Source organism: Novosphingobium sp. CECT 9465, assembly GCF_920987055.1.
GTDB lineage: Bacteria > Pseudomonadota > Alphaproteobacteria > Sphingomonadales > Sphingomonadaceae > Novosphingobium.
This window is the reverse complement of record NZ_CAKLBX010000003.1, coordinates 24,827-49,407: the sequence shown is the minus strand read 5'-3', so window position 1 is coordinate 49,407 and position 24,581 is coordinate 24,827. Positions and strand designations below refer to the sequence as shown.

Below are 24,581 nucleotides of genomic sequence, written 5' to 3'. Positions count from 1 at the left end.
CGGACACGTAAGCTCAGTCCAAGCGGGGGGTGTCTTGGGAGGCGAGGGTTAAGCCGCGTAAGTGGGTAAAAGAAGGTGGAAGGCCTGAGCGGCGCTTGCGTGGACGGTTGGTCCATAGCGCTTACATGCCCGACGCGGGTGGCGCGAGGGTGCCTAGCCATGCCACGAGCGCCAGGATGCCGATCACGCAGGCTGTCTCGACCGCAAGGCTGACCCGCAGCGCCGTAAGCGCCCCGCCATGGTCGTTCATGGCAATCGAGCGCTCGAAGGCCGGCGTGAGGCGGAACCGATTGAGCGAAGCGAGCCCCAGCATCGCTGCGAACAAAACCAGCTTGGCGAGCAGCAGCAGGCCGTAGAGCGTCGTCCCCAAGGCCGCGAAATTGGCTGGCCCGACGAGCAGCCAACTATTGATCAAACCAGTTACCACCAGGGTAACAACAACGAGCGTACCAACGGAGCCAAACCCGTGCAGGGCGCGATGGGTCAGCCGAAGGTGCGCAGCATCGATCTCCTCGGCGCGGCGCGCCATCAGGAGAAGCAATCCGAACAGCGCCCCGACCCACAAACCGGCGGCAAGGAGATGGAGGATGTCCGCACCGAGGTGAAGCCATCCGGTGCTTCCCTCGTCCATGGCGCCGTGCCCGTTCCACGCGAGTGTCGCCAATGCCGCGGCGGCGGCAATCATGGCGATAGCCAGCCACGATGCTCTGCCTCGCGCCAGCAGGGCTGCACCGACGGCGATGACCAGCGCCACCATACGCACCTTCCAGGCGGTGCCAACCGGTGGCCCCCCGAGCAGCGCGGCCACCGCTGCCTGGTCGATCGGCCAGAATGCAGAACCGGCCATCGCCGAGGCCATAAGGATCAGGCCAACGGCTGAGAGCAGCAACCCGAGCGCTGCGCTTGCCGTGAGCCAAGGCCGCAGCGCGATGGCATCATCGCGCTCGCCAAGACGAAGACCATAGAGGCTGAAGGCCGACAGGCCGAACAGCGCCGCCAGGACCAGGTATAACGCCAAGCGGATGGCGACGGTCGGCCAGTCGAGCATTCGCTCACTTCACCGTGAAGTTGTAGCTGCCGGTGATTTTGTGTGTATCGCTAGAGACGACCTGCCAGCCGACGCTGTAGCGCCCACGCGGGAGGCGCTGCTTCGGGGTGATGGTGAGCGTCCGGCCATCGGCGCCGACTGCGGCGCTGCTGGGCATTTTCATGGCCGCCATGCCCGGCATCGCTGCCATGGTAAGGTCGGCCTTGGAGAAAGCCGGCACGAGTTTCTCGCTGAACTGAAGGCTGATCTTCTCGGGGGTCGCGACGGCCGCGTTGGCGGCGGGGCTGGCGGACACCAGCTTCGGATGCGCGTTCGCCACGCCGCCTGCGAAGAACAGGGCGGCGGCGGCAGTCGTGATGAACAAGCGGCGCATTTAGGATAATCTCCATTTCAATTGGGCTCACCTGTTATTACGCAGCCGGGCGGGTCACCCCTCACGATCTTTTTTTCCGTGCCGACGCTCGAACTCTCGATGAGGGGTCGGCGGCGTCGGCGCGTATTCAGAAGGAGCATGGAGCGCTTTTTCACTGCGTCTCCCCTTAAACGAGCTGTGGCCGCGGGCCTGGACGGGCGCATGCGCGGGGTAATGATGAGGTTGCGGTTGACCGATCAGGGCTGGACTGGAGATCCTGAGGAGGTCATCGACTGTCTGATAGTGGGCGGCGGTCCAGCGGGCCTCATGACCGCGATCTATCTGTCGCGGTTTCTCAGGAGCTGCGTCGTCTACGATGCGGCGGCAGGGCGCGCCGCGTCCATCCCGCGCTCGCACAACCTGCCAGGATTTCCCGGCGGCATTTCCGGCGTCGCGTTTCTTGCCCGCCTGCAGGCTCAGCTGCGCGAATATGGCGGGACGATCCAGAGCGGTGAGATCGACGCAATCGTCGCGTCAGGCGACCACTTCTCGGCAAGCTGCGAACTGAACGTCCTGTATGCGCGGACCGTTGTCCTTGCGACGGGCGTCGTCAATCGGCGTCCCGAGATGCCTGATGCGATGCATGACATCGGCGTGGCGCGTGGGCTTCTCCGCTATTGTCCGATCTGCGATGGTTATGAGGCCCGGCGGATGAACGTGGCGGTGCTCGGCGGCAGTGGTCACGGCGCTGAAGAAGCCGAATTCCTGAGGGCTTATGGAGCCAAGGTCACGCTTCTGGCGGAACACTCGCTCGATCTTGGGCCGACCGAACTTGCCAAGCTGGACCAGCAGGGCATTGATGTCGCCCCCTCGCCTGTCGAGCAGTTGCGTCTTGGCGACTGTGTCGAGGTGAGGCTGGCCAATGGCCTGGAGCTACAATTCGACACGCTTTACCCCGCGCTCGGCTCGTCGCCTCGGACGCGGCTTGCCTCTTTGCTCGGAGCACAGCTCAGCGAATCGGGGTGCGTGCTGACCAATGCCCATCAACAAACCTCGGTTAAGGGTCTCTACGCAGTCGGCGACGCCGTGGAAGGGCTCGATCAGATCAGCGTCGCAGCCGGACAAGCGGCGATCGCTGCGACCGCAATTCATAACATGTTGCGCGACCGCGACAGTGGATTGTCGTCCGCCATCGCCGGGCTGTATCCCGCTCGGAGCGTACCGCCGACGTAGTGGGAGCCACTGGCGGTGCACCGAGCGAAAGCCGCCAACAAAGCGCTGATCGCCGGCTCGCTTGTCATCTTCTTCGGCTGCTTCGCGCTTATTCGTATCCACACGACGATCGGCGACACGGCCTTCCTCCGTTCGATGATCCCGCACCACGATCCCGAGGCTTGCGCGGGAGTGCATCGAGACAGTGTGCTATTACCAGCGTCGGGGGTTGCTCGACACGCCCTAGCGGGGCCGGGCTCGCCGGCGGCATCCGACGCTATGCTTGAAAAGGCCTACGGCACGAAGGTCGGCGCTGCCGCATTTTGTCGCATTCTCCTTCGCAGCGCGCCAACACGCGACCGGCTACTAAGCGTCGGGGCCCCTCAGAACGCCAAGTGGTTTATTCCGCCGTGCATGAAGGTTCCGCCGAGGAACCCCTGGATTGAGATCGCGAGTGTCATCAGGCCAAGCACCGCCCAGTACAACGACCGCGACCGCTCGGGACCCTTGCGGTGGCGCGCTGCCATCCAAGCCAGCGCGACGCCGAAGACCGCGATCGATGTCCCGAGCCAGCGATGCGTCATCAGGATAGGGTTGCGGTCGGTCAGGTAGAACCCGCCTGCGAACCAGCCCAGGAACGCCGCCACGATCGCTCCCAGCGCGCCGACGACCAGCATTATGTGTGCGACATGCTGATAATCCCGGTTGCGGCGCCACAACCCGAACAGCTCCACCCCGAACGCACCGATGAACAGGGCGATGGGAAAATGAATGACCATGGTATGCACCCGCCCCAGCCAGCTCACAAGCCGTTCGCCGAAAGTCTTGTTCTTGTTGGCGGTCTCCTCGTGCATGCCGCCCATGTCCATGTCGTCGCCGGCGATGTCGCGGCCGCCCATGTTCATGTCCACGGTCGACATAGAGCCCATGCCCATGTGGCCGTCGCCAGCGTCCGCCCCATCTGCTTTCTGCGTCTCGGCTGCGCTGCTAGCGGCCGGCCCGGGACCGGCCCCGAGCGCATCGTGATCTTCGTGCGCCGATGCCGACGTGCTTACCGAGATTGCAACCGCAAGGAGTAGAGCGAAAGCCCCGCCTCGTTTACCGCCCATCACCCAACCCCTTGAACCGTGTTGTTTCAATCCAGTTTACGCACGCCGCGCCTTCTTCCCTCACCTGCCCAGCTTCCTTTGTGAAACTTTCCGTCTGCTCTTCAAGACGGACTGGACGCCACAGCTACGCTGGCTGCGGCGACCGCGTCATGCCACTCCGCCAAAAAACATCGGCCGATCAGCTGCCGTGGCGGGCGAACAAGCGGCGTCCGCCGGTGCCGAAGGCGACCACGTCATAGGCCTGCGCCTTGACGCCCGGCACTTCCATTCCCGGCGAGCCGAGCGGCATACCGCCGACCGCGAGGCCCCGCACGCCCTTGGGCCGGGTCGCGAGAGCCCGCTTCATGTCGGCGATCGGCACGTGGCCCTCGAAAGCCATGCCATCGGCGATCGCGGTGTGGCAGGACGAGAGGTCCGCGGGAACGCCCGCGCGCTTCTGCAGCGCCGGGCGGTTAGAATCATCGACGACGCGCACCTGACGGCCGAGCTGCTGCTGCACCTGCGCCGCCCACTTGGCGCAACAGCCGCAGCCGGGGTCGCGGTGCATAACGATCGGGGTAGCCGCGCTGGCGGCAACCGGAACCAACAAGGCTGCGGCAGTAAGCGCAAATCGCAACGCTGACTTCATGGAAAAATCTCCTTGGTCGTTCCTCCCGTCTCCTCGCTGGGGGCGGGAGGAACGAGGCTTATTACTGAGGACGCTTGCCCATCGATCGAAGCATCGCCTGGAGCTCACCGATGCTGTTGTTCTGCTCGGCAATCGATTTCTGAGCCATTTGCCGGGTCTTCGCATCTGGCGCCTGGCGGAGAACGATCTGCGACATGGCGATCGCACCGCGGTGATGCTCGATCATCTTGCGGACCCACGTCTCGCTCGCATTAGCGCCCTTGGCCTTCATCATCTTTTCATGCATCGCCATTTCGGCGGGCATGAAAGGCGTGTTCATGCCAGGCATGTTGTCGTGGTTCATGCCTTGCATTTTCGAGTGGTCCATGCCCTGCATCTGCTGCTGAGCCAAAGCGGGGCTCGCCGACATCGCGGCCAGAGCCAGAAGTGTTACTGCCTTGAACATCGTTTTCTCCTTCTTGGCCTCGGCCAACGCAACAAGACTCGTTGGTCTCAAAACCATGTGCGAATGCCCAGAACGAGGCTGGTGGATATCGCATCCTCGCCATCCTCGCGTGCAAAACGAGCAGAACGGCCCACTCTGCGCTCGTACGAAACACCTATATAGGGGGCGAACTCTCGCTTCACCTCGTAGCGCAGCCGCAAGCCAAGCTCGATATCCGACAAGCCCGAACCGATCCGGTCTGCCGGAACGTCCTGCGCCGCAAACTCAGCTTCGACACGAGGCTGGAGAATCAGCCGCTGGGTGATGCGCTGATCGTAATAGCCTTCAACGCGGCCCAGCACGTCTCCCTTGCTAGACAAGAACAGTGCGCCCTCGACATCGAAGAAACCCGGAGCCAGGCTCTCAAAACCGACTGTCGCGTAAACACGCGAGGGATTAGGCTTGAAGTCGTACCGGATCCCTGCCTGAAAATCGGTATAGGGTCCGATTGCCCGTGCGTAGAGCGCCTGCAGCTCCGCCCTTTCCAAGCTTCTCCCAAAGTTCCCTTCGCCCTCGGTTTTAAGAACCAGACGATTAACGTCGCCACCGTACCAGGCGCTGCCATCCCAACGATAAGCATCGCGACCATCCCGGATCTGGACTTCAGCCAGGTTGAATATGACCTGCGAGAAATTCTGCCCGCCGTGCATCGACCGCAGATGCTGCTGCGAATGCGCCATGGCAGCGGCAGAGTAGACCTGGTCCGCGGCACGATCCGTCGGAATGGGGGGCGGCGGAGCGGTGCCGGCCTGCAGGTTGGTGCCGATCATCGCCGCGCCCGTGCCTGAGGGCATGCTTCCCATGTCGTATCCCGGCATGCCTTGCATCGCGCCCGAACTTTGGCCCATTCCCGGCATCGATCCATGATCCATGCCCTGCATAGCGCCTGGCTCGGCGGGGTTGGCGCCGCCGGACGCACCTGGCATTGCGGACATGTCGTGCCCCGAACTGGCATCAGGTTTGGCTTCAGGCATATTCATACCGGGCATGGCGGACATGTCATGACCGGCGTGAGGATCGGCAACGGCCGGTTCACCGACCGGAGGCTTGGCGGACCGACTTGCGGCGGGCTTGGCCGCCGATCCCGCCTTCGCGCGCGGTGTCGACCTAGCGGCAGGCTTCGCGGACTTGCGCGCGGCGGGCTTGGTCGCTGCGGGCTTGGCGGCAGGCTTTTTCACCGCTGGCGTCTTTGGCGGCGGCATCTTCATGCCGGGCATGTTGGAATGGTCCATCTGCGCGGCCACCGGCGTTGCGAGGCCAAGCGCCGCGCCGCCAGCGATCAGGAGGAACTTAGGCTGCATCGCGATTCTCCTCGCCCATCGGGCGAACCGTCACGACACGCATCATCCCCGCGGTCATGTGATAGAGATTGTGGCAGTGGAACGCCCAGTCGCCGGGCGCATCGGCCGTTACGTCGAATGTCATCTTACCGCCGGGCGCCACATTCACCGTGTGCTTGCGAGGCGCAAAGTCGCCATGTCCGGTCACCAGCTCGAAGAAGTGGCCGTGCAAATGAATTGGGTGCGGCATCATCGTGTCATTGACCAGGGTGACGCGCGCGCGCTCGTCCTTGCGGAACGGGATGGGGTCGGCAGGGTCGCTCATCTTCTGGCCGTCAAAGCCCCACATGTAGCGCTCCATATTGCCCGTCAGGTGGATCTCCAACTGACGCGACGGGGCGCGAACGTCCGGGTTGCGGTCGAGCGCGACAAGATCGCGATAAGTGAGCACGCGATGATCCGCGTCCTCCAGCCCCTGCGGCGGCTCGCCCGTGCGGTCCTTCGGCATCGGCGAGATGGTCTGCACTCCCGGCCCCATCTTGACGCCGGGCGCGTTCTTGGGGTTGCGTATGTTCATGTCCATGCTGCCGCCTGACCCATGATCCATCCCGGCCATGCCGCCGCTGCTCATCTGACCATGGTCCATGCCCGCCATCCCGGCAGCGCCCGCCGCCATTTGGCTATGGTCCATCCCTGGCATAGCGCCGCTCATCTGGTCGCCCCCCATCCCAGCCATGCCGGCCATCGCAGCGCCTACCGCCTTCGTTCCGTGATCGGTGGGCTCTTTCCACCCGGTGAGCTTCCACAGGTTGCGCGAGGCATTCTGCATCAACGTGGGATCCGGCCCGCGCTTTGCGACCGGGTTCTCGTCCGCCATACCGGACATCCCCTCCATCCCGCTCATGTCCATGCCCATGTCGGTCATGGTCAGCAACGTGCGCGGGCGGAGCGGCGGGACCGGGGCGATCATGCCCTCGCGCGGGGCCAGTGTCGCGCGCCCCATGCCGGATCGGTCGATCGCCTCGGAAACGAAGCTGTAGGCGCGGTCCTCGGGCGTCACGATCACGTCGAAGGTTTCCGCGACGCCGATCTGGAATTCGTCCACGGTTACCGGCCGGACGTTCTGGCCGTCGGCCTGCACCACCGTCATCGGCAAGTCAGGGATGCGCACGTTGAAGTTGGTTTGCGCCGCAGCATTGACGATGCGCAGCCGAACCCGCTCGCCCGGTCGGAAGAGGCCCGTCCAGTTGTCGTAAGGGCCAAAGCCATTGACGAGGAAGGTGTAGGTCGACCCCGTAACATCCGCAATATCGGCCGGGTCCATGCGCATCTTGCCCCATTCCATCCGATCCTTGAGGCGCATCTCGCGGCCGGCGAGCAGCCCGCTCAGCGTCGGGCGCTGATAGTTGAAATAGGCGCCGCCCATCTGCTTGAGCTTGCGGAAAATTTCCTCGCCCGTCATTTCGCTATGGTCGGAGAGGACGATCACATGCTCGCGGTCGAACGCGATCGGGTCGGCACCGGCCGGATCAATCACGATGGGTCCGTAGAGCCCTGCCTGCTCCTGTTCGCCCGAATGGCTGTGATACCAGTAGGTGCCCGACTGCAAGATCGGGAATTCGTATACGAAGGTCGAACGCGCCTTGATGCCAGGGAAGCTGATGCCGGGCACGCCGTCCATTTGGAACGGCAGAATGAGCCCGTGCCAGTGAATCGAGCTATCCTCGTCGAGATTGTTGGTCACTGCGAGACGGACGTTCTGGCCCTCCTGGAGGCGGACGAGCGGTGCGGGCACGGTGCCGTTGACGCCGATTGCCGGCGTCGTGATCCCGTCCATGACGAGCTTCATCCTGTCGATCGTCAGCGCGATGTTTGTGCCCGACACGGTCGGCAGGGGCCTGGCGATGCCGCGCGACACAGGTTGCGCCCAAGCCGGCAGGTAGGCCGACATGGCCAGCGTGCCGCCAAGCATGGCGGTTCCGCGCATTACGTCGCGCCGGTTTAGATTGCGGCTCATGCCTTTCCTTCGCTCCAGTTCAATGCTTGCGGCCGGCGGCGGGGGGGGGGGGGCCGCCGACCTTATCTTTCATTACGCGCAAATAGGCCCATCCCCTCACGCGAAGTGGAGAATTTTCGATAATCTTTCACGCGCACGCCGGAGCCGCGTCTCCACGGCCTTTCCGCTGATCCCCAGCGCGGCGGCGGTTTCCGCCTGGGACAAGCCCTCCACGGTCCGCAGCAAAAGCGTCTCCTTGAGCGTGGCCGGCAGCTCGGACACCGCGCGCGAAAGCCGCGCAAGCTCTGCGCGATCGAAGGTGATGGCGTCGGCACCCGGCGCCTCGTCCCGCTCACTCTCCATGGTGTCGGGCGGCAGCGAAGAGGCGAACGATAGTATCTGGCGTATGCGCCGCCGCCTGTGCCAGTCGCGGCTCTTGTTGATCGCCACGCGGGTCAGCCACGCAGCGAGCGGCCGATCTCCGTCATACTTTCGCAAGTTCTGAAAGGCGGCCACGAAGCATTCCTGAGTGAGGTCAAGCGCCTCTTCGGCGTCGCCGATATGCGAGCGGATCAGGCGGTAGACCGGTCTTTGGTGCCGCCGCATGATCTCAGCGAACGCAGCCTGACGTCCGGCGAGCGTCAAGGCGGCGAGTTCGCCGTCCGTGCAGGCCGCGAGATCAAGGCTCACCGCGCGTCTGCGGTCAGCGCCTTCACCACCGCGCGGTCAAACGTCCTCGCCTGGTCGGGCCGCAGGATCTGCCGCATCGCGAACATATGGTTCAACGTCTCCTTCTGGAGCTCACCCATCGCGCCGTGCGAACGATCGACGGCGGCCGCGACCTGCGGCCCGTTACCATGTTCGGCCTCGATGGCGGCGGCGAGCCGGGCGTTGTCGGCTCTGAGTTCCAGCTCCAAGGCACGCCTTCGAACGGTGAAGTGAGACTCCAGCATCTGGAGCTTGGTCTGTTGAGCTTCGTCCAGCTCGAGCCCGTCGTGGAGCAAGCTGTGAAGCTCAACGCCCGGGCTTGGCGGGGAGGGGAATAACTCACGTCCAGCCCACACGCCTGCGACCGCCGCCACGAACGCGACGATGGCGATCAGCATCGTCCTCCGGGCGCCGCTCGTCACTGGAACGCGAGTAAGGTCGAAGGCGCTAGCGGCATGGCAGGCCCGAAGGGTGTTAGCGTCGGCACCTGCGCAGTCGTCGCTGCGGACGACAATCCGCCGCCCACCACTCCCAAGGCGACTGCGCCTAGCGCTGCCAGCATGCCGGATCGCAGCGTAACTCCGCCGCCCGCGCGCCGCTCCGCCGCGATCAACCGCATGACATCGCCTTCCAGTTCAGCAAGCCGTGGATGAAGCGGTTGCTCGGCAAGGCGGCGCAACGCGCTGTCTAAATTCATGTCCATGTTCATTCCTCCGCCGTCCTCACATCCATTACGCACGGCCGGTGAACACCCCTCGAGTCCGAAGCGAGCGAATGTCACACACCCCCCGGACGCGGCTGCGCACTCTTCCATTGCGTCCAATCGCTCGCAGCTCGCTAGACAGGCCGGGCACACGCGTCCCGCTGTTCGAATTCCCTGTTTTATGGGAGGTCAAAATCGGTCGGATGACACGCAGACCGGCAATCGATGCGGTTCCGCGGCCTCGCCGTCGCAGAACCCCCGTTCAGAACGATGAGGGCGGCCCAATCGGGCGGCCACGCCTTGATATCAACCCACCCCCAAGGCCGGCCTGAGGCCAGTGAACGGGCTGGGGCGACGGCGCGATGTTTGCTATTTCCGATGACGTTAGCGTTCAAATTGCGCGGGCACGGATGAGCGCGTCACCGAGTCGAGCCTGGTAGCTCGTTGAGGGGACGGCACTTACCCTGCGAAAAGCGCCCGAGCAATCCTTGACGCCCCACATTTCAAATGCCCTGACCGCCGTCTTTTCCTCCAGCTGGAGCTAGAGTTCGGCCTGACGGTGAGGGTCGCGTCGTTCGTCTTTCCCGGCGTTCTGGCGGCATTCGCCGTCGTGCTCAGCCTGGGTTTGTCCCGAAGACTCTGGAAAGCCCGTCCGGTGCCCGCCACCGGATCAGGTACATAAGCCGGACCGCGGAGCCGACTTTAAGCCCGCAGGACAGCGAGAGGGAAACGGCTTAGGATATGGGGGAAAGGGGCAAAAGGGTGCCGCGGACGGCTCCGCGCGCCTGGTAAGCTTCGACTTCCGAGCTGAGACGAGTTCCCGGCGTAAGGTGCTTCCGTCCCGTCTTCACGCGAGCTGCCGAGACTATTCAAACCCGGTTCAGCACGTTCGGCGCACACATCTCTCCAGCCCGATCGGCCACTCGCGGTACGACGAGCGTAGTTGTGGAGAAGGAACATGTTCAAGCTCGCGATCGCCGGATTGGCACTCATCGTAGCCGCACCGGCCCTCGCCGAACCGCCGGCCCATGCCGGCCAATCCAACGGCCATGGGTATCAGAACCAGAGCTACTACAGCCAAGGCTATGGCTATGTTGAACCGCAGGGTCACGGCCGAAGTTACGGCTCTTACCAAGGCCAAGGGCATAGCAGTTACGGTAACGGTTATTCCAATTACGGCAACTATGGCTACGCCTCGAACCGGCACGCCCGTCGGGACTACCGCCGGGAAGTACGTCATGCGCGTCGCGACGCGCGCCGGTACAACGAGCATGGTTACAACCACTAGGATGCACAACGGCGCGGGCCACCGCGCCGTTGTCACTTCTGAAGAGTGACAACGCGTCTGACACGCAAGAGTACGGAGAAGGTCGCGGGCGTGCGGCTTTAGGCAATCTTTGCTCTGACACCCGCAATTAGGAGCCTCCGCGCCACTTCGAGAGCCACGCCGAAAACTAGGTGCGAGACAAAGCCGCGCAGGTGCGTCGAAGCCGCGACCTCCGAAGCGGGGGGACTAAAGCCCAACGCCGGCATCGCCATCTCGTCGGCGACCAGCGACACCGCCGCTCCGTAGGCGGTTCCGAACCCAGCGCTGGTCTCTGGGCGAACCTCCACCGCGGCTCCGTAGAGAGCGCCGAGAAACACCCCAAAGCCGTAATGAACAGCTGCTCCCGCAGGCTCACGATATCCCTCCGGTACCGGTTTCCCTACGGTAGCTTCCGTTACAGCGTCGGCCACCTTGACGGTGTTGGGCTCGTCTCCGACATCCCTATCGCCCGAAGCGGCTTTCCAGGCTTCGTGGAACTCGGACATTACCCACGAGGCCACCAACCCCGCCGCCGCGCCCGTCACAGCGCCTTCGATTACGCGCTCTGTGTTCACATCCATCTCTCCGGCGCCTTGTCTAAAAGCTCATTCTAACCGTCGCTCGCACTGTCATCGGCGCACCGGGCATGATGTTGTTGTCGTTGTAGGCGGACGAGAAATAGTTGCTGTTGAGGAGGTTCTCGACGTTGATTTGCGCCTCGATCTGGGGGGTGAGCTTGAAGAATGCGGCGGCATCGACGCGGGTGAAGGCGGGCAGGATGGCGGTGTTGCTGATGGACGTGAAGCTCCTCGACTGGTGATAGACCCCGACCCCGGCCCCAAGGCGAGGGGTGAGGTCGTAGCGGGTCCACAGCGAAGCCTGCTGTTTGGGAACCAGCGGAACCTCGCGCCCGGCCGGGGCGGCACTCGTCGTTTTGCGAATTGTCGCGTCCTGCAGCGCATAGCCCGCGCTGATCTGCCACTGGGGTGTGATCGCGCCGCTAAGGCCGAGTTCGAGCCCTTTGCTGCGCTGCGCGCCCGTGAGCACCGTCCGTGCGGGGTCATTGGGGTCGGCCGCGCGGGTGTTGGTGCGGTCAAGCTGGTAGATGGCGGCGGTCAGGTTCAGCGTCGGGCGGATATCCCATTTGAGGCCAAGCTCGTAATTGTCGAACCTCTCCGGCTCCAGCGCGGCGCTGGTGACATCGAGCGATGAGAATTGATCCCCCGACTGCGGCAGGAAGGACCGGCTATAGCTGGCGTATATCGAGACAGGTTGCACCGGCTTGAGCACCACGCCCACTCGGGGAGACCAAAGCGTGTCGGTCCGGCGATAGCTCTGCCCGGCAACCAGGTCGTCGACGTTAAGCGTGAAGCGGTCGCGGCGAACGCCGCCGATCAGATCGACATGGTCGCCGATCGAGATCTGGTCCTGCACATAGAAGGCGGCGGCGTCGGCGTTCGTGCGGATTGACCGGTAGCCGGTATTGGGAGTGGTGCGCAGCGTGACCGGCGGCACCGTGATCGGGTCGGCCAACCCGACAAAGACGCGCCGCCCCCCGTTGACGATATCACCACCCCCGAAAAAGCCGTTGATCCGCTGGTTGCGCGTGCGCTGGTCGCTAATTTCGAAGCCAGCGAGCAGCACGTGGCGGACGGGTCCAGTGGTGACCCTCCAAACAAGGTCGTTCTGGTTGAGCAGGTTCTTGCGTGTCGTGGGATCGCTATACGCTTCGAGGCCGACGCTCTGGACGCCGCCGCGCGACGTGACCGGGGTGACCGGAAAGGCGTTCCGATAGAGCTTGTCGTAATCACCATACAGGACCCGACTGGTCAGGGTCAGATTGTCGCTGAAGCGGTGCTCGACGCGCCCATTCAGGACCTTGGCCTCGAAATCGCTGACGTTGAATCCCGGCACACCGAAGAAGGTGTCGCGGGCGCCGGTGAGCGGGCGTGACGGGCTCGTCAGCGAGCCCTGAACGGCCGAGGGGACGCCTCGGTCGATCGTTCGCTTGTCGCTGTTATATTCGAAGCCCAGATCGATCCGAGTCGCACCGCCGAGCGAGAGCGCGACGGTCGGGTTGATCGCAACCCGGCGCCCGTCATAGAAGTCGCGATTGTTTCGGAACTCCTCGTAAACGGCGTTCATCCGGGTGGAGACGGACTCGCTGAGTGGCTGACTGATGTCGGCGTCGACATACCATGCGCCATATGTGTCCGCCGAACCGCTGCCGCTGATGAAGGCGTTGGCGACAGGGCGCTTGGTGACGCGGTTGATTACGCCCCCGCCGCCGCCGCGCCCGAAGATCATCGCGTTGGGACCTTTCAGAACCTCGATCCTCTCTGCATTGTAGAGGCCGCGATAATATTGCACGTCGTCCCGCAAGCCATCGACGAAGAAGTCTGCGGTGCTGCTGTTCCCGCGCAGGATGATCTGATCGCGGTGTCCCTCACCTTGAGAGATTACGGCGCCGGGGACATAGCGTAGTACATCGGCAATAGAGCGCATCGCCTGGTCGTCGATCTGCGTTTCCGTGATGATCGAGACCGCTTGGGGGACATCGTTGAGCTCGGTCGGTGTGCGCGTGGCGGTGCTGGTCGCATCGATCTGATAGCCGTCGCGGACGCCGGTCACGATGATCGTTTGCGAGGTGCTGCCGGGTCCCGGCAGGAACTGGTCTTGAGCCATTGCCGGGACGGTGAGCAGCCCGAAGCCGAGTGCAGTTCCAATACCAAGATTTCTCACCGTTGACCCTTTTGCGAATCTCTCTCACCAACGCAATAGGTGATTTGAGAGTGCGTCGCAATAGCCCTTCGGGGTGGTCGCTGTCAGGCCCGTTGACTTGCTCTCTGAATCACTGACCGGCTGACGCCGGTAGGATCAAGCGGTGGGGCTGAAGCCGTCCTTGTGGGTATGTCGTGTCCGCCGTCAGCACCAATGGCACAGATTTGAGGTTGTGATTTAAGGAGGATCTGGGCTTCGTCGTAGTGACGAAGGAACGAAGATGAAGCCCAGATCCTCCAATGTAAAATCGCCCGCCAAGGCCCCAGCAGAGCGGGTAGTGAAGGACATCCGCCGACAGACCCGGCGCCACTTTTCGGCCGAGGACAAGATCCGCATCGTGCTGGATGGCCTGCGCGGGGAAGACAGCATCGCCGAGCTATGCCGCAAGGAAGGCATTGCCCAGAGCCTGTATTACACCTGGTCGAAGGAGTTCATGGAAGCTGGCAAGCGCCGCCTGGCCGGCGACACCGCCCGTGCCGCGACCACCGGAGAGGTCCAGGACCTGCGCCGCGAAACCCGGGCCCTGAAGGAATGCGTGGCCGATCTGACACTGGAAAACCGTCTGCTCAAAAAAAGCATGATCGCGGATGGGGGCAACGACGAATGAGGTATCCCGCATCCGAGAAGCTCGAGATCATCAGAACCGTCGAGCAGTCGCACCTGTCGGCCAAGCGCACGCTGGACCAACTCGGCATCCCTCGTCGGACATTCTACCGCTGGTATGATCGCTACCTCGAAGGCGGGCCGGAGGCGTTGGAAGATCGGCCATCGGCGCCGAGCCGGGTATGGAACCGCATCCCGGCGGGCATCCACGACCAGATCATCGAGCTGGCGCTGGAACAGTCTGAGCTGAGCCCCCGGGAACTGGCCGTGCGCTTCACCGATGGGCAGCGCTACTTCGTGTCGGAATCCACGGTTTACCGCCTGTTGAAGGCCCGCGACCTGATCACCAGCCCGGCCTATGTCGTGATCAAGGCTGCCGATCAGTTCCACACGAAAACCACGCGGCCGAACGAGATGTGGCAGACCGACTTCACCTACTGTGCGCCTCGTCCCGGATGGTCCGGGGTGCATATGACTGGAATGCAAAGGAGAAAGGAGGAACTGAACGAATGCCTTGCCCTCTGCTGTGAGGGGGCATGAGCCCAAGCGGCGGTGACCTGCCGTCAACTGGCAGGGTGACGTAGCCCGCAGGTAAAGGGGATTGAGGCGAAGCCGTTACGCCGAGATGGTCCCCGAGGCTGTAGCGCTGGAAGGTTGAGGAACACGAACCGGTTAATCCGCATCCGAGGGCTGAAATGTCGCCTTCGCCTACACGGCTTAACAGGCGGAATGCTGATGATGGCGCCGGAGACGTATGTCGGCGACATCCGAATGTGGCCGGAAATGTAGCCCGTCCGCATGGAGCCATGGAGAGAATGCAGCCAGGCCATGGCATCGGCATCGACTTGCGGGACGCAAGGACAAGGACTGCGACCGGCAGCCTCCCCAGCGCGCGAAAGTCCAGCATATGAACGAGGGAAGGCATGATGGAATGCCAAGGGAGTTGGCCCCGATGTCCACCGTGCTGGCGGAGTCCCCGTAGTAGTCCGCGACAGGGAAAGCCTGTCACATGGCGAAGGGGGACAGTTCAATCAGCTTGAAGTGCAAACTACCTGACCAAACGAGGTGAAGACCTTTGATAATCAGCGAAATGCAGCACAAGCTCGCGACGTGGGCCGAGAGCGACCAGAACCGCAAGTTCGATCGCCTTCTCCGGCTCATTGCCGATCGGGCGTGGCTTGCCGAGGCGGCTCGGATCGTGCTGGCGTCGAGTGGCGCCAATACGCCGGGCATCGACGGAATGGACAAGCGACGGATGCAGGCCGTACTGGCAGAACAGCTGGCCAGTCTGCGAACGGACTTGCTGACGGGGAGTTATCACCCGCAGCCGGTCAGGCGAATCTATATCCCGAAAGCCAATGGCAAGAAACGACCACTTGGTATCCCGACCCTGAAAGACCGCATCGTCCAGCGCGCGATGCTGATGGCCATGGAGCCGATCTGGGAAAGCGACTTCCATCGCCTCTCCTACGGCTTCAGGCCGGAACGCAGCGTGCATCACGCTGTCCGGACCGTGAAGATACAGTTGCAGGATAGTGGTGCCGGAGCGCGGGGCCGCTGGATCATCGAAGGTGATCTGGCGAGCTACTTCGATACGGTCCACCACCGGCTTCTGCTTCGCTGCGTTCGGCGGCGAATCCGGGATGATCGGTTTGTTGATCTGCTCTGGCGATTCCTGAAGGCGGGCCACGTCGACCGTGGCCTGTTCGTCGCCTCAAGCGAAGGTGTACCGCAAGGCGGCGTGCTGTCGCCGCTCCTGTCCAACATCATGCTCCATGAGTTTGATGCGTGGCTGGAGGCGAAATACCTGAGCGACAAGGCGCGAAAGGATCGCTGGGCATGGAACTTCGGCATCCAGCAGGGGCGCCCCATCACGGTTCGCGAGAACCGGCAATGGAAACCTGCTGTCGCCTACTGCCGTTACGCCGATGACTTCGTTGTCATCGTCAAGGGCACCAAGGCACATGCCGAGGCCATCCGCGAGGAATGCCGGGCCTTTCTGGAAGACGACCTGAAGCTGACGTTGAATATGGACAAGAGCCATATCACCCACGTCGACGACGGGTTCGTGTTCCTCGGGCACCGGATTATCCGCAGGCGGGGATCGAGCGGACGCATGTCCGTGGTCTCAACGATACCCAAGGAGAAGGCCAAGACCTTCGCTCGCCGATTGGTCGAGGCTCTCTCCGGCAATCATGAGGTTGCCGCGGTGGACATGATCGACGGTCTGAACCGCCAGCTGGCGGGATGGGCTGCGTTCTACAGGTTCACCGACTTCACGGCGCGCACATTCCGGCGCATCGACACCGTCGTGTTCTGGAAAATGGCGCACTGGTTGGCGCAGAAGTACCGGTCCCGTATCAAGCCTTTGATGCGTAAATGGTACCGCATGCCGGAAACCGGCCAATCGAAGACGTGGCTGGTCTACGGTCGAAGCAATCAGGGCAATGCCGTCGGCAAGGCGCTGCGACGACTGGTCACAAGCCAGAAGATGCAGTTCCGGTGGCGGAATCCGGAGCGAAATCCCTACATCTATCGGGACGAGCTCCGAAACACCGTCACCTCCCGCTATCGTGATGTCGCCATGGCCTTGGACCAAGGTTGAATAGAGAGCCGTATGCGCTGAAAGGTGCACGTACGGTTCGGGGAGGGGAAGCGCTTATGCGCTTCCTACTCCACTCAAGATCATCGGGTGGGGCTGGATGTATCTGTCGACCGTGCTCGACGACTTCTCGCGCTACATCATCGCCTGGAAGCTGTGCACCAACATGCGAGCCGAGGACGTCACCGACACGCTGAACCTCGCCCTGGCGGCTTCTGGTTGCGACAGCGCCACGGTGCTGCACAAACCCCGGCTACTCAGCGATAATGGCCCCAGCTACATCGCGGGTGAGCTGGCGGAATACATCGAGGCCCGGAAGATGAGCCATGTCCGCGGCGCCCCGTGTCATCCCCAAACCCAGGGCAAGATCGAGCGCTGGCACCAGACCCTGAAAAACCGCATCTTGCTGGAAAACTACTTCCTGCCCGGCGACCTCGAAGCCCACATCGAGGCCTTCGTCGAGCACTACAATCACCAGCGATACCACGAGAGCCTGGCCAACGTGACGCCTGCCGACGCCTACTTCGGCAGGGCTCCGGCAATCATCAAACTGCGCGAAAGGATCAAGCGACAGACCATCGAACATCGGCGCTTGCAGCACCGCAAGTTCGCCGCCTAACATCAACCCCCTGACGAGGTCCGCACTCCGCTAATCTACGCCGCGAGTTGTGCCGAATGTTCTGACGACGGACAGTCCTTTGCCGAAATCGGTGGTGCTTTGCTTGGAGCGCAGGACGATGGCACGGCCCTGGACGGGATAATCGCCACCGGGCCTGGCTGGGAACGGTTCAGACCCCTTGTCGCCACGGCCTCCGCGCTGACCAACGTGCTCGCGGCCGACCCGCTCAGCCGTGTGCTGGACGGCTATCACCGTTTCCGCCTCTACGCGCCCAGGATGCTGCGCCTGCTCGACATGCAGGCGGCGCCGATCGCCACGCCTCTTCTGGCGGCCGTTGCGATGCTGCGTAACGGGATCAAGGTCGATCCGCCGGTGGATTTTCTACGTCCCAACTCGAAATGGCATCGTCATCTTCGCGCTGAGCCCAGCGGCGACCACCGGCTTTGGGAAATCGCGGTGCTGTTCCACATCCGCGACGCCTTCCGGTCCGGTGACATATGGTTGGCGGGATCGCGCCGCTATGGCGACCTCAAGCAGCTTCTGGTCCCGCCACAGGCGATAGAGCAGACCGCGCGGCTCGCCGTGCCGCTGCGACCCGGCGAATGGCTGGCCGAGCGCAGGGCTCGACTGGATACACGGCTGAAGGAGTTTGGCCGCGCGGCGCGAACCGGCACGATCCCAGGCGGCATCATCGAGAACGGCAAGCTGCACATCGACAAGCTGAGGGCCGACACGCCCGAAGGGGCCGAGGATCTCGTGCTCGATCTCTATCAACAGCTCCCGCCCGCGAGGATCACCGATCTGTTGCTGGAAGTCGATGAGCGAACCGGATTTTCCGAGGCGTTCACGCATCTGCGCACCGGCGCGCCCTGCAGCGACCGGATCGGCCTGATGAACGTGTTGCTGGCGGAAGGCGTCAATCTCGGTTTGCGCAAGATGGCGGCGGCGACCAACACGCACAGCTTCTGGGAATTGCTGCGGATCGCGCGCTGGCATGTCGAAGGCAGCGCCTATGATCGGGCGCTCGCCATGATCGTGGAGGCCCACGCCGCCCTGCCCATGGCCGCCTTCTGGGGACAAGGGCAATCGGCATCCAGCGACGGGCAGTTCTTCCTTGCTACCGAGCAGGGCGAGGCGATGAATCTGATCAACGCGAAATATGGCAACGTCCCGGGCCTCAAGGGATACAGCCATGTGTCCGATCAATATGCGCCGTTCGCAACCCAGGTGATCCCGGCAACGGTCAGCGAGGCTCCCTATATCCTGGACGGGCTGCTCATGAATGACGCGGGCCGCCGCGTTCGCCAGCATTTTGCCGACACGGGCGGCTTCACCGATCATGTGTTCGCCGCCTGCGCCTTGCTCGGCTACAGGTTCGCCCCCCGTATCCGCGATCTCCCTCAGAAAAGACTCTATGCCTTCACGCCCAACGCGACGCCGGCCAATGTGCGAGCGCTGGTCGGAGGTAAGATCAATGAACCGCTCATCGAGCGCAACTGGCCCGACATCCTGCGCATCATGGCGACGATCGCAGCGGGGATCGTCGCCCCCAGCCAGATTCTTCGCAAGCTCGCCTCTTACCCGCGCCAGAATGAGCTGGCCCTCGCATTGCGAGAGGTGGGCCGCATCGAGCGAACCCTGTTCATGATCGACTGGATTCTTGATGCCGGCCTCCAGCGCCAGGCTCAGATCGGCCTCAACAAGGGTGAGGCCCACCACGCCCTAAAGCGCGCCATCAGCTTCCACCGCCGAGGTGAAATCCGGGATCGATCCGGCGAAGGCCAGCACTATCGCATCGCCGGAATGAACCTGCTCGCCGCCATCATCATATTCTGGAACACCATGAAGCTCGGCGAGGTCGTCAATACCCGGGCCGCCAGCGGTACCCATATCGCGCCTGATCTACTCGCCCACGTCTCGCCGTTGGGATGGGAACACATCAATCTAACCGGGGAATATCGCTGGCCCAAATCCTTAGCGTAGGATTCCGCCCCCTCCCGCAAACGCCCCCTACGATTGAGAAGCGCGGCGGAATCTCTTAGATTGATCGCTGGAGGCTTTGTTCGCGGAGACGCGCACATTGCCTTCTTTTCGTTTTAGGAAGCGCTGCCCTAAGCGACAGAAGCCAGAGCTTTGACAATGCGGCATTCCGCGATGGAGCCGACCATGTATCTTGATCCTATCGGTGCAGACACGCGATGATGGCGGTCACGACGGCGGTGGTTTCCGCGACGTCGCGCACCCTCACTGTGTCGAGGCCGATTTCAGCAGCGGGATAGTCATTCCCACCGGGGAATATCGCATCCCCAATGAACAGCATCCCGTCGAGCGGGACACCGCTCTCGGCACTCAGGCGCTTCAGGCCATAGCCCTTGTCGATCCCTGCTCTGGTCACGTCGATCGATGTCGTGCCACCGAGATTGATCGAGAGCTCCGGCAGCTTCGCGCGCAACGTGGCCTGCAACGCGGTCCTCTTCTTTCGGTCAGGATCCCACGCTTCCTTTTCCTTCAGCGGCGCTGCCTGCCCCAGGCCCGAAAAGGTGATCTGGCTGCCCCGGTCCTCGATCCGTTCGCCCCAGATACGTTCGTCGGCGAGACCGGCATCGGTCAGCGCCTGATCGAAGGCCGTGCGGATCTTCGCCTTCTCCGCGTCGTCGAACAGTTCGGCATAGACCGCGCGCCAAGCGCCATTGATGAACCGATAGAGTTTCGTGCCTGTGGTCGGCATCAACCAGAGACGGTCGAGCGCGACGCCGGCAGGAAGGCGCGAGGCGATCTGCTTTTCGAACTGCGGCCAGTCCCCGCCCGAGATCACCGCCACATCCGTGATGGCGAGCAATCGGGCGAGGATTGCGGCCATATCCTCCGATAACGGCCGCTTGCTCTCGGCAAGCGTGCCGTCGAGGTCGAAGGCGATCAGCCACTTCATGCCGCCTTCCCTGCCGGATCGCGGTAGGCGAGCAGCCTGAGCGCATTGATGACGACGAGCAGCGTCGATCCCTCATGAACCGCCACCGCTGGCCCAATGCCGAGGCCGAGGATGGTAGCAGGCACCAGGAAGGCGACGACACCCAGGCTGACGAAGACGTTCTGCCGGATGATTCCACGGGTATGGCGGCTAAGACCGACTGCGAATGGCAGGTGCGCCAGATCGTCGGCCATCAGCGCCACGTCGGCTGTCTCCAGCGCAACGTCCGACCCCGCCGCGCCCATCGCGATGCCGACCGTGGCGCTTGCCATCGCCGGCGCATCGTTCACGCCGTCGCCCACCATCGCGACCTTGTCTTCGCCGGCGAGCTTCTTGATCGCGGCAACCTTGTCTTCGGGCATGAGGTCGCCCCACGCTTCGTCGATCCCGACTTCGTCGGCGATCGCTTCGGCGACTTTCTGGTGATCGCCGGAGATCATTATCATCCGCGACACGCCCATCTCGTGCAGCCGACGCAACGCGGTCTTGGCAGCTTCGCGAGGCGTGTCCATCAGGCCGATCGCGCCCAGGTCGCGGTCCCCCTTGCGGACCACCATTGTCGTGCGGCCGTTCTCGCGCAGCTTCGCGATTGCGTCCTGCGCGCCCTGCCCCAGCGCCGGAATGCCCTCACTTCCGAACATCTCGGCCTTGCCGATCCACACCGTCTCGCCATCCACGCTCGCGGTGACGCCCCGACCGGTCAGGCTCTTGAGGTCGCCGGCAGTCGGCACGGCACGATCGTTCAGACGTTCGCGGCCGTCCTTGACGATCGCTTGGGCCAGGGGATGGTCGCTCAACGCTTCGACGGCGACAGCCAGCGCCAGCAACTCGCCTTCATCGGCGCCATCGACGGGCACGACATCAGTGATGCGCGGACGACCTTCGGTCAGCGTGCCCGTCTTGTCGAAAGCGATCGCTTTGAGCGACCCGAGGTTTTCGAGCGGTGCACCGCCCTTCACGAGCACGCCGCCCCGCGCTGCACGGGCAACGCCCGACAGGACCGCGCTCGGCGTTGCGATCGCGAGCGCGCACGGGCTTGCCGCCACCAGCACCGCCATCGCGCGATAGAAGCTGTCGCGGAACGGCTCGTCGACGACCACCCATGCGAACAGCAGGAGCACTGACAGGACCAGGACGGCGGGCACGAAGATCCGTTCGAACCGGTCGGTGAAGCGCTGCGTCGGCGACTTCTGCGTCTCCGCTTCGCTCACCATCTTCACGACCTTGGCAAGCGCGCTTTCATTGGAACGGCGTGTCACCTCGATCTCGATCGCGCCGCCGCCGTTGATCGTACCAGCAAAAACCCGGCTTTCCGCGTCGACTGCATCGGGCTTGGCGCGTGCCGCTGCGGCATCTGCGACCGGCACCTTGTCGACCGGGATGCTTTCACCCGTGACCGGGGCCTGGTTGATCGCGCTGGTGCCCTTGATGACGAAGCCGTCGGCAGGCAGGCGCTCGTTCGGGCGGACGATGGCAATGTCCCCGACGACCATCTGCTCGACCGGGATTTCGCTGGTCTGCCCGCCGCGTCGCACGGTCGCGGTTTCGGGCGCGAGCTTCGCCAGCGCCTCGATCGCCTTCTTGGCGCGGCCCATTGCATAATGCTCAAGCGCATGGCCGAGGCTGAACAGGAACAGCAGCAGCGCACCTTCGGCCCATGCGCCCAGCGCAGCGGCGCCGGCCGCAGCGACCAACATCAGCGTGTCGATCTCGAACTTCTTCATCCGGAGGTTGTCGATCGCCTCGCGCAGCGTGAAGAATCCGCCGAAGAAATAGGCTGCGATATAGCAGGCGGTCGGCAGCCATTCGGGCGCGCCAGCGACCAGCCTCTCGATCGCGTAGCCGATCCCCAGCAGCGCGCCACAGGCGAGCGCGAAGATCAGCTCGGTATTGGGGCCGAGAAATTCGGCGTGGCTATGGTCGTGGCCATCGCCGGGGCCGTGCTTCTCTTCGCCCGCGCCGTGGCCCCCGGGGCCGTGGTCGTGGCCGGCATGTTCATCGGCAGCGACCCGCTTGCCCACCCTCACCTTCAGCTTGCGAAGCGCAGCGCGCACCTCCTCTTCGGTGGTTTCGCGGCGATCATATTCGACCCGGACAGACCCGCTGGTGCTGGCGCTTGCCTGGACCACGCCGGGCAAGGCGCACAGCGCATCGCTGACCGTGCGCGCCCGACGTTCGTGGTTGATCCCCGTCACCTGCCAGATCGCATGGCCGTAGCGCTCGGTGATTTCGGCACCTGCGGCGCGCACCATTTCGCGCAACCGTGGCAGCGGCAGCTTGGCGGCATCGAAATGGATGCACAGCGCCGCTGGCGTGTTGCCGTCGAGACAGATCACATGCGCCCGCTCGACACCTTCGCGCTTTGACAGGGTTGATACGAGACGGTCCAGGCAGGCATCGGCCGCGTCAGGAAGGTCCGGCAACAACACTGGAATGTCGAGTTCGAGCTTGTCGTTCATGACGACCTCCTTTCGCTTTTCTTGGTTTCGGCGCGCGCGTCGCGCAGGATTTCGACACCGCCCTTGATGGCGATGATGGCGGTGGCGAAGCCGACCAGCAGGTCCGGCCAATTGGTACCCAACCACAGCACCAGCACGCCGGCGATCAGGATGCCGCCGTTGGAAATGAAGTCGTTGAAGCTGAAGGTGGTTGCGGCCCGGAGATTGACGTCCGGATCCTTGAGGCGCTGGAGCAGCCGCAGGCAGAGGTAATTCACGACGCCGGCGATCGCGGACATGACCATCATGGTAGGTCCGATGGGCTCGCTGCCCTGCACGTAGCGCCGTCCGACATCGATCAAGATGCCGCCCGCGAAGATCAGCAGCATGACGCCCGAAGCGACCGCGGCGCGTGTCTTCCATGTCTGGCCCCGGGTGAGCGCCACAAGGCTCAGCGCATACACAGCCGTATCGGACAGGTTGTCGACGCCGTTGGCGATCAGCGCGCTCGAGTCCGCGAAGAAGCCGGAAACGAAGAAGCCCGCAGCGATCGCCGCGTTCAGCAGCAGGACGATCCACAGTGTGCGGCGCTCCTGCCCGCCATTGTTGTCGTTGCCCGGGATCATCCCATCATCTCCTCAAGTGTCAGCAGGGCCAGGAAGCCGACGAAAAACATCGAGCTGATGAGCGGGGTGTCGGGTTTCTCGTGCGCCTCGACCAGCAACTCCTCCGTGACGAGGTAGAGCAGCGCCATCAGCCCGAAGCTGAGGAAGCCGGCGATCATCACCGGCGACAGCGCGGCGACCGGCACGGCAGCGAGCGCGCCGATCGGCAGCAGCAGGGCCAATGCCGAGACGATCACGATGATGCGCAAGCGCGAGCGATAGGTTTCCGCCAGCTCGTCGGTCAGCGTCAGTCCCAGAAATAACACTTCCAGAGTGAGCGCGATCGTCAGCAGGAGACCTGCCTTCTCGCCCGCCACGAAAGCGAGGCCGAGCACCAGGCCGTCGACCAGAATGTCGATGCCGATCGCGGCGAGTAGCGCCATCGGCCCCTTGAAGCGGGCCTCAAGAGCCTTGAGCCCCAGCATGGTCGCGACGCCCGCCGCCCCGCCGATCAACGTCGCGCTGGGCGATGCCTCATGCTTGACCTGCGGCAGGATTTCGGTCGCTGCCGCCGCGAACACGACGCCGGCAGCGAGATGCTGTAGGCCCGCCACGAGGCCAGGTTTCAACTTGGTGCGGCTCGCGACAATCGCGCCGAGCACGACCGCCAGCACAGGCGCAAGCGTATAGAGCAGTGCCTGCATTTCCTAGGACTCCTCCGGGGTTCGGTGGCAGACGCGGATCTTCCCGCGTCGCGTGAACGCGATCGATCCGCCCGCCACGACAGCCCGCGAATGGTCGCCGCGAAACTCGTCACCGGTTCGCTGCGCGCGCAGGATCTCGGTCCTGCCCTTCGGCAGCCAGGTGACGGCCATTTTCAAGCCGTCATCGATGAAGTCGACATCGGCGCGTGTGCCGTCGTCGCAGTACATGATGCGCTGCGCGATTAGTTTCGACGTCAGATGCTTTTCATGCGCCGGCTCGGTAGGCTGGGTCGGCGCTGGATTACACGCCCCTATAACCGCCCCGGAGACGAGAACGACGCCGAGGCGCGCGATCGCCAGACCGGCCCGATTCAGGCCGCACAAGGTTGTCACATTTGAAATCGACGTGTCAGACATCGGTCTCTTCCGACGAAG

20 protein-coding genes and 4 pseudogenes are annotated in these 24,581 nt (G+C 63.5%); 7 read left to right on the top strand and 17 right to left on the bottom strand.

Annotated features, from left to right (window positions below; all coding sequences use genetic code 11):
• Nucleotides 1-121: 121 nt before the first annotated feature.
• Entirely contained in the window at nucleotides 122-1,048 is a 927-nt protein-coding gene (gene copD / locus LUA85_RS19475) for a copper homeostasis membrane protein CopD (protein WP_030541572.1), read from the bottom strand.
• Nucleotides 1,049-1,052: 4 nt separating this feature from the next.
• Nucleotides 1,053-1,421 (bottom strand): copper homeostasis periplasmic binding protein CopC, encoded by a 369-nt coding sequence (gene copC, locus LUA85_RS19470; RefSeq protein ID WP_004212955.1) that lies wholly within the window; start codon nucleotides 1,419-1,421, stop codon nucleotides 1,053-1,055.
• Between the two features lie 138 nt (nucleotides 1,422-1,559).
• On the opposite strand from copC, the gene LUA85_RS19465 reads away from it, so the two are divergent.
• Both LUA85_RS19465 and LUA85_RS19460 read left to right on the top strand, forming a co-directional pair.
• Nucleotides 1,560-2,633 (top strand): NAD(P)/FAD-dependent oxidoreductase, encoded by a 1,074-nt coding sequence (locus LUA85_RS19465; RefSeq protein WP_371823742.1) that lies wholly within the window; start codon nucleotides 1,560-1,562, stop codon nucleotides 2,631-2,633.
• Nucleotides 2,634-2,657: 24 nt separating this feature from the next.
• A pseudogene (locus LUA85_RS19460) lies at nucleotides 2,658-2,783 on the top strand (DUF305 domain-containing protein); the annotation flags it as partial.
• 212 nt (nucleotides 2,784-2,995) lie between these two features.
• Here LUA85_RS19460 and LUA85_RS19455 read toward each other — a convergent pair.
• The 8 genes from LUA85_RS19455 to LUA85_RS19420 all read right to left on the bottom strand — a co-directional run bounded on the left by LUA85_RS19455 (nucleotide 2,996) and on the right by LUA85_RS19420 (nucleotide 9,514).
• Nucleotides 2,996-3,532 carry a DUF2231 domain-containing protein gene (locus LUA85_RS19455; RefSeq protein ID WP_030541569.1) on the bottom strand — a complete coding sequence of 179 codons (537 nt, stop codon included), beginning with the start codon at nucleotides 3,530-3,532 and terminating at the stop codon, nucleotides 2,996-2,998.
• A 367-nt stretch (nucleotides 3,533-3,899) separates the two neighbouring features.
• The gene (locus LUA85_RS19450) at nucleotides 3,900-4,349 is read right to left on the bottom strand and encodes a DUF411 domain-containing protein (protein WP_004212951.1); all 450 of its coding nucleotides are present in this window, start codon (nucleotides 4,347-4,349) and stop codon (nucleotides 3,900-3,902) included.
• A 61-nt stretch (nucleotides 4,350-4,410) separates the two neighbouring features.
• Nucleotides 4,411-4,794: a DUF305 domain-containing protein gene (locus LUA85_RS19445; RefSeq protein WP_004212949.1), complete on the bottom strand. Its 384-nt coding sequence runs from the start codon at nucleotides 4,792-4,794 to the stop codon at nucleotides 4,411-4,413.
• Between the two features lie 47 nt (nucleotides 4,795-4,841).
• Complete coding sequence (locus LUA85_RS19440; protein WP_231472095.1) at nucleotides 4,842-6,134, bottom strand: copper resistance protein B; 1,293 nt, start codon at nucleotides 6,132-6,134, stop codon at nucleotides 4,842-4,844.
• Nucleotides 6,124-8,130 (bottom strand): copper resistance system multicopper oxidase, encoded by a 2,007-nt coding sequence (locus LUA85_RS19435; RefSeq protein WP_231472094.1) that lies wholly within the window; start codon nucleotides 8,128-8,130, stop codon nucleotides 6,124-6,126. The genes LUA85_RS19440 and LUA85_RS19435 overlap by 11 nt, the downstream gene beginning before the upstream one ends.
• 96 nt (nucleotides 8,131-8,226) lie before the next feature.
• Nucleotides 8,227-8,799 (bottom strand): RNA polymerase sigma factor, encoded by a 573-nt coding sequence (locus LUA85_RS19430; RefSeq protein WP_231472093.1) that lies wholly within the window; start codon nucleotides 8,797-8,799, stop codon nucleotides 8,227-8,229.
• On the bottom strand, nucleotides 8,796-9,215 hold the full coding sequence (locus LUA85_RS19425; RefSeq protein WP_030541565.1) for a periplasmic heavy metal sensor: 420 nt from the start codon (nucleotides 9,213-9,215) through the stop codon (nucleotides 8,796-8,798). The genes LUA85_RS19430 and LUA85_RS19425 overlap by 4 nt, the downstream gene beginning before the upstream one ends.
• Nucleotides 9,216-9,235: 20 nt before the next feature.
• On the bottom strand, nucleotides 9,236-9,514 hold the full coding sequence (locus LUA85_RS19420; RefSeq protein WP_231472092.1) for a hypothetical protein: 279 nt from the start codon (nucleotides 9,512-9,514) through the stop codon (nucleotides 9,236-9,238).
• Nucleotides 9,515-10,478: 964 nt separating this feature from the next.
• Between LUA85_RS19420 and LUA85_RS19415 the strand changes: the two genes are divergently transcribed.
• Nucleotides 10,479-10,808 carry a hypothetical protein gene (locus LUA85_RS19415; protein ID WP_125458964.1) on the top strand — a complete coding sequence of 110 codons (330 nt, stop codon included), beginning with the start codon at nucleotides 10,479-10,481 and terminating at the stop codon, nucleotides 10,806-10,808.
• A 98-nt stretch (nucleotides 10,809-10,906) separates the two neighbouring features.
• Here the strand turns inward: LUA85_RS19415 and LUA85_RS19410 are convergent, their stop codons facing one another.
• Together LUA85_RS19410 and LUA85_RS19405 are read right to left on the bottom strand one after the other, a co-directional pair.
• Nucleotides 10,907-11,407 (bottom strand): DUF1440 domain-containing protein, encoded by a 501-nt coding sequence (locus LUA85_RS19410; protein ID WP_066551370.1) that lies wholly within the window; start codon nucleotides 11,405-11,407, stop codon nucleotides 10,907-10,909.
• A 16-nt stretch (nucleotides 11,408-11,423) separates the two neighbouring features.
• On the bottom strand, nucleotides 11,424-13,568 hold the full coding sequence (locus tag LUA85_RS19405; protein ID WP_231472091.1) for a TonB-dependent siderophore receptor: 2,145 nt from the start codon (nucleotides 13,566-13,568) through the stop codon (nucleotides 11,424-11,426).
• 259 nt (nucleotides 13,569-13,827) lie between these two features.
• Here LUA85_RS19405 and LUA85_RS19400 point away from each other — a divergent pair.
• From LUA85_RS19400 to LUA85_RS19385, 4 genes and pseudogenes are all read left to right on the top strand, one after another.
• Nucleotides 13,828-14,648, top strand: a pseudogene (locus LUA85_RS19400) (transposase); the annotation flags it as partial.
• Between the two features lie 637 nt (nucleotides 14,649-15,285).
• Nucleotides 15,286-16,815 carry a group II intron reverse transcriptase/maturase gene (ltrA, locus tag LUA85_RS19395; RefSeq protein ID WP_008828485.1) on the top strand — a complete coding sequence of 510 codons (1,530 nt, stop codon included), beginning with the start codon at nucleotides 15,286-15,288 and terminating at the stop codon, nucleotides 16,813-16,815.
• A 67-nt stretch (nucleotides 16,816-16,882) separates the two neighbouring features.
• Nucleotides 16,883-17,431 (top strand): annotated as a pseudogene (locus LUA85_RS19390) (transposase); the annotation flags it as partial.
• A 63-nt stretch (nucleotides 17,432-17,494) separates the two neighbouring features.
• Nucleotides 17,495-19,414: pseudogene (locus LUA85_RS19385) on the top strand (Tn3 family transposase); the annotation flags it as partial.
• 196 nt (nucleotides 19,415-19,610) lie between these two features.
• On the opposite strand, the gene LUA85_RS19380 reads toward LUA85_RS19385, so the two are convergent.
• From LUA85_RS19380 to LUA85_RS19360, 5 genes are read right to left on the bottom strand one after another with little or no spacing between them, the layout of a single operon-like run.
• Entirely contained in the window at nucleotides 19,611-20,360 is a 750-nt protein-coding gene (locus tag LUA85_RS19380) for an HAD-IIB family hydrolase (protein ID WP_004212890.1), read from the bottom strand.
• Nucleotides 20,357-22,858, bottom strand: a complete 2,502-nt coding sequence (locus LUA85_RS19375) for a heavy metal translocating P-type ATPase (protein WP_004212886.1) — start codon at nucleotides 22,856-22,858, stop codon at nucleotides 20,357-20,359. The genes LUA85_RS19380 and LUA85_RS19375 overlap by 4 nt, the downstream gene beginning before the upstream one ends.
• Complete coding sequence (locus LUA85_RS19370) at nucleotides 22,855-23,463, bottom strand: cation transporter (RefSeq protein ID WP_004212885.1); 609 nt, start codon at nucleotides 23,461-23,463, stop codon at nucleotides 22,855-22,857. Before LUA85_RS19370 ends, LUA85_RS19375 begins: the two co-directional genes overlap by 4 nt.
• On the bottom strand, nucleotides 23,460-24,146 hold the full coding sequence (locus LUA85_RS19365; RefSeq protein WP_004212882.1) for a ZIP family metal transporter: 687 nt from the start codon (nucleotides 24,144-24,146) through the stop codon (nucleotides 23,460-23,462). Before LUA85_RS19365 ends, LUA85_RS19370 begins: the two co-directional genes overlap by 4 nt.
• Before the next feature lie 3 nt (nucleotides 24,147-24,149).
• Nucleotides 24,150-24,563, bottom strand: coding sequence for a hypothetical protein (locus LUA85_RS19360; RefSeq protein WP_004212881.1), 414 nt, complete (start codon nucleotides 24,561-24,563; stop codon nucleotides 24,150-24,152).
• Nucleotides 24,564-24,581 lie beyond the last annotated feature (18 nt).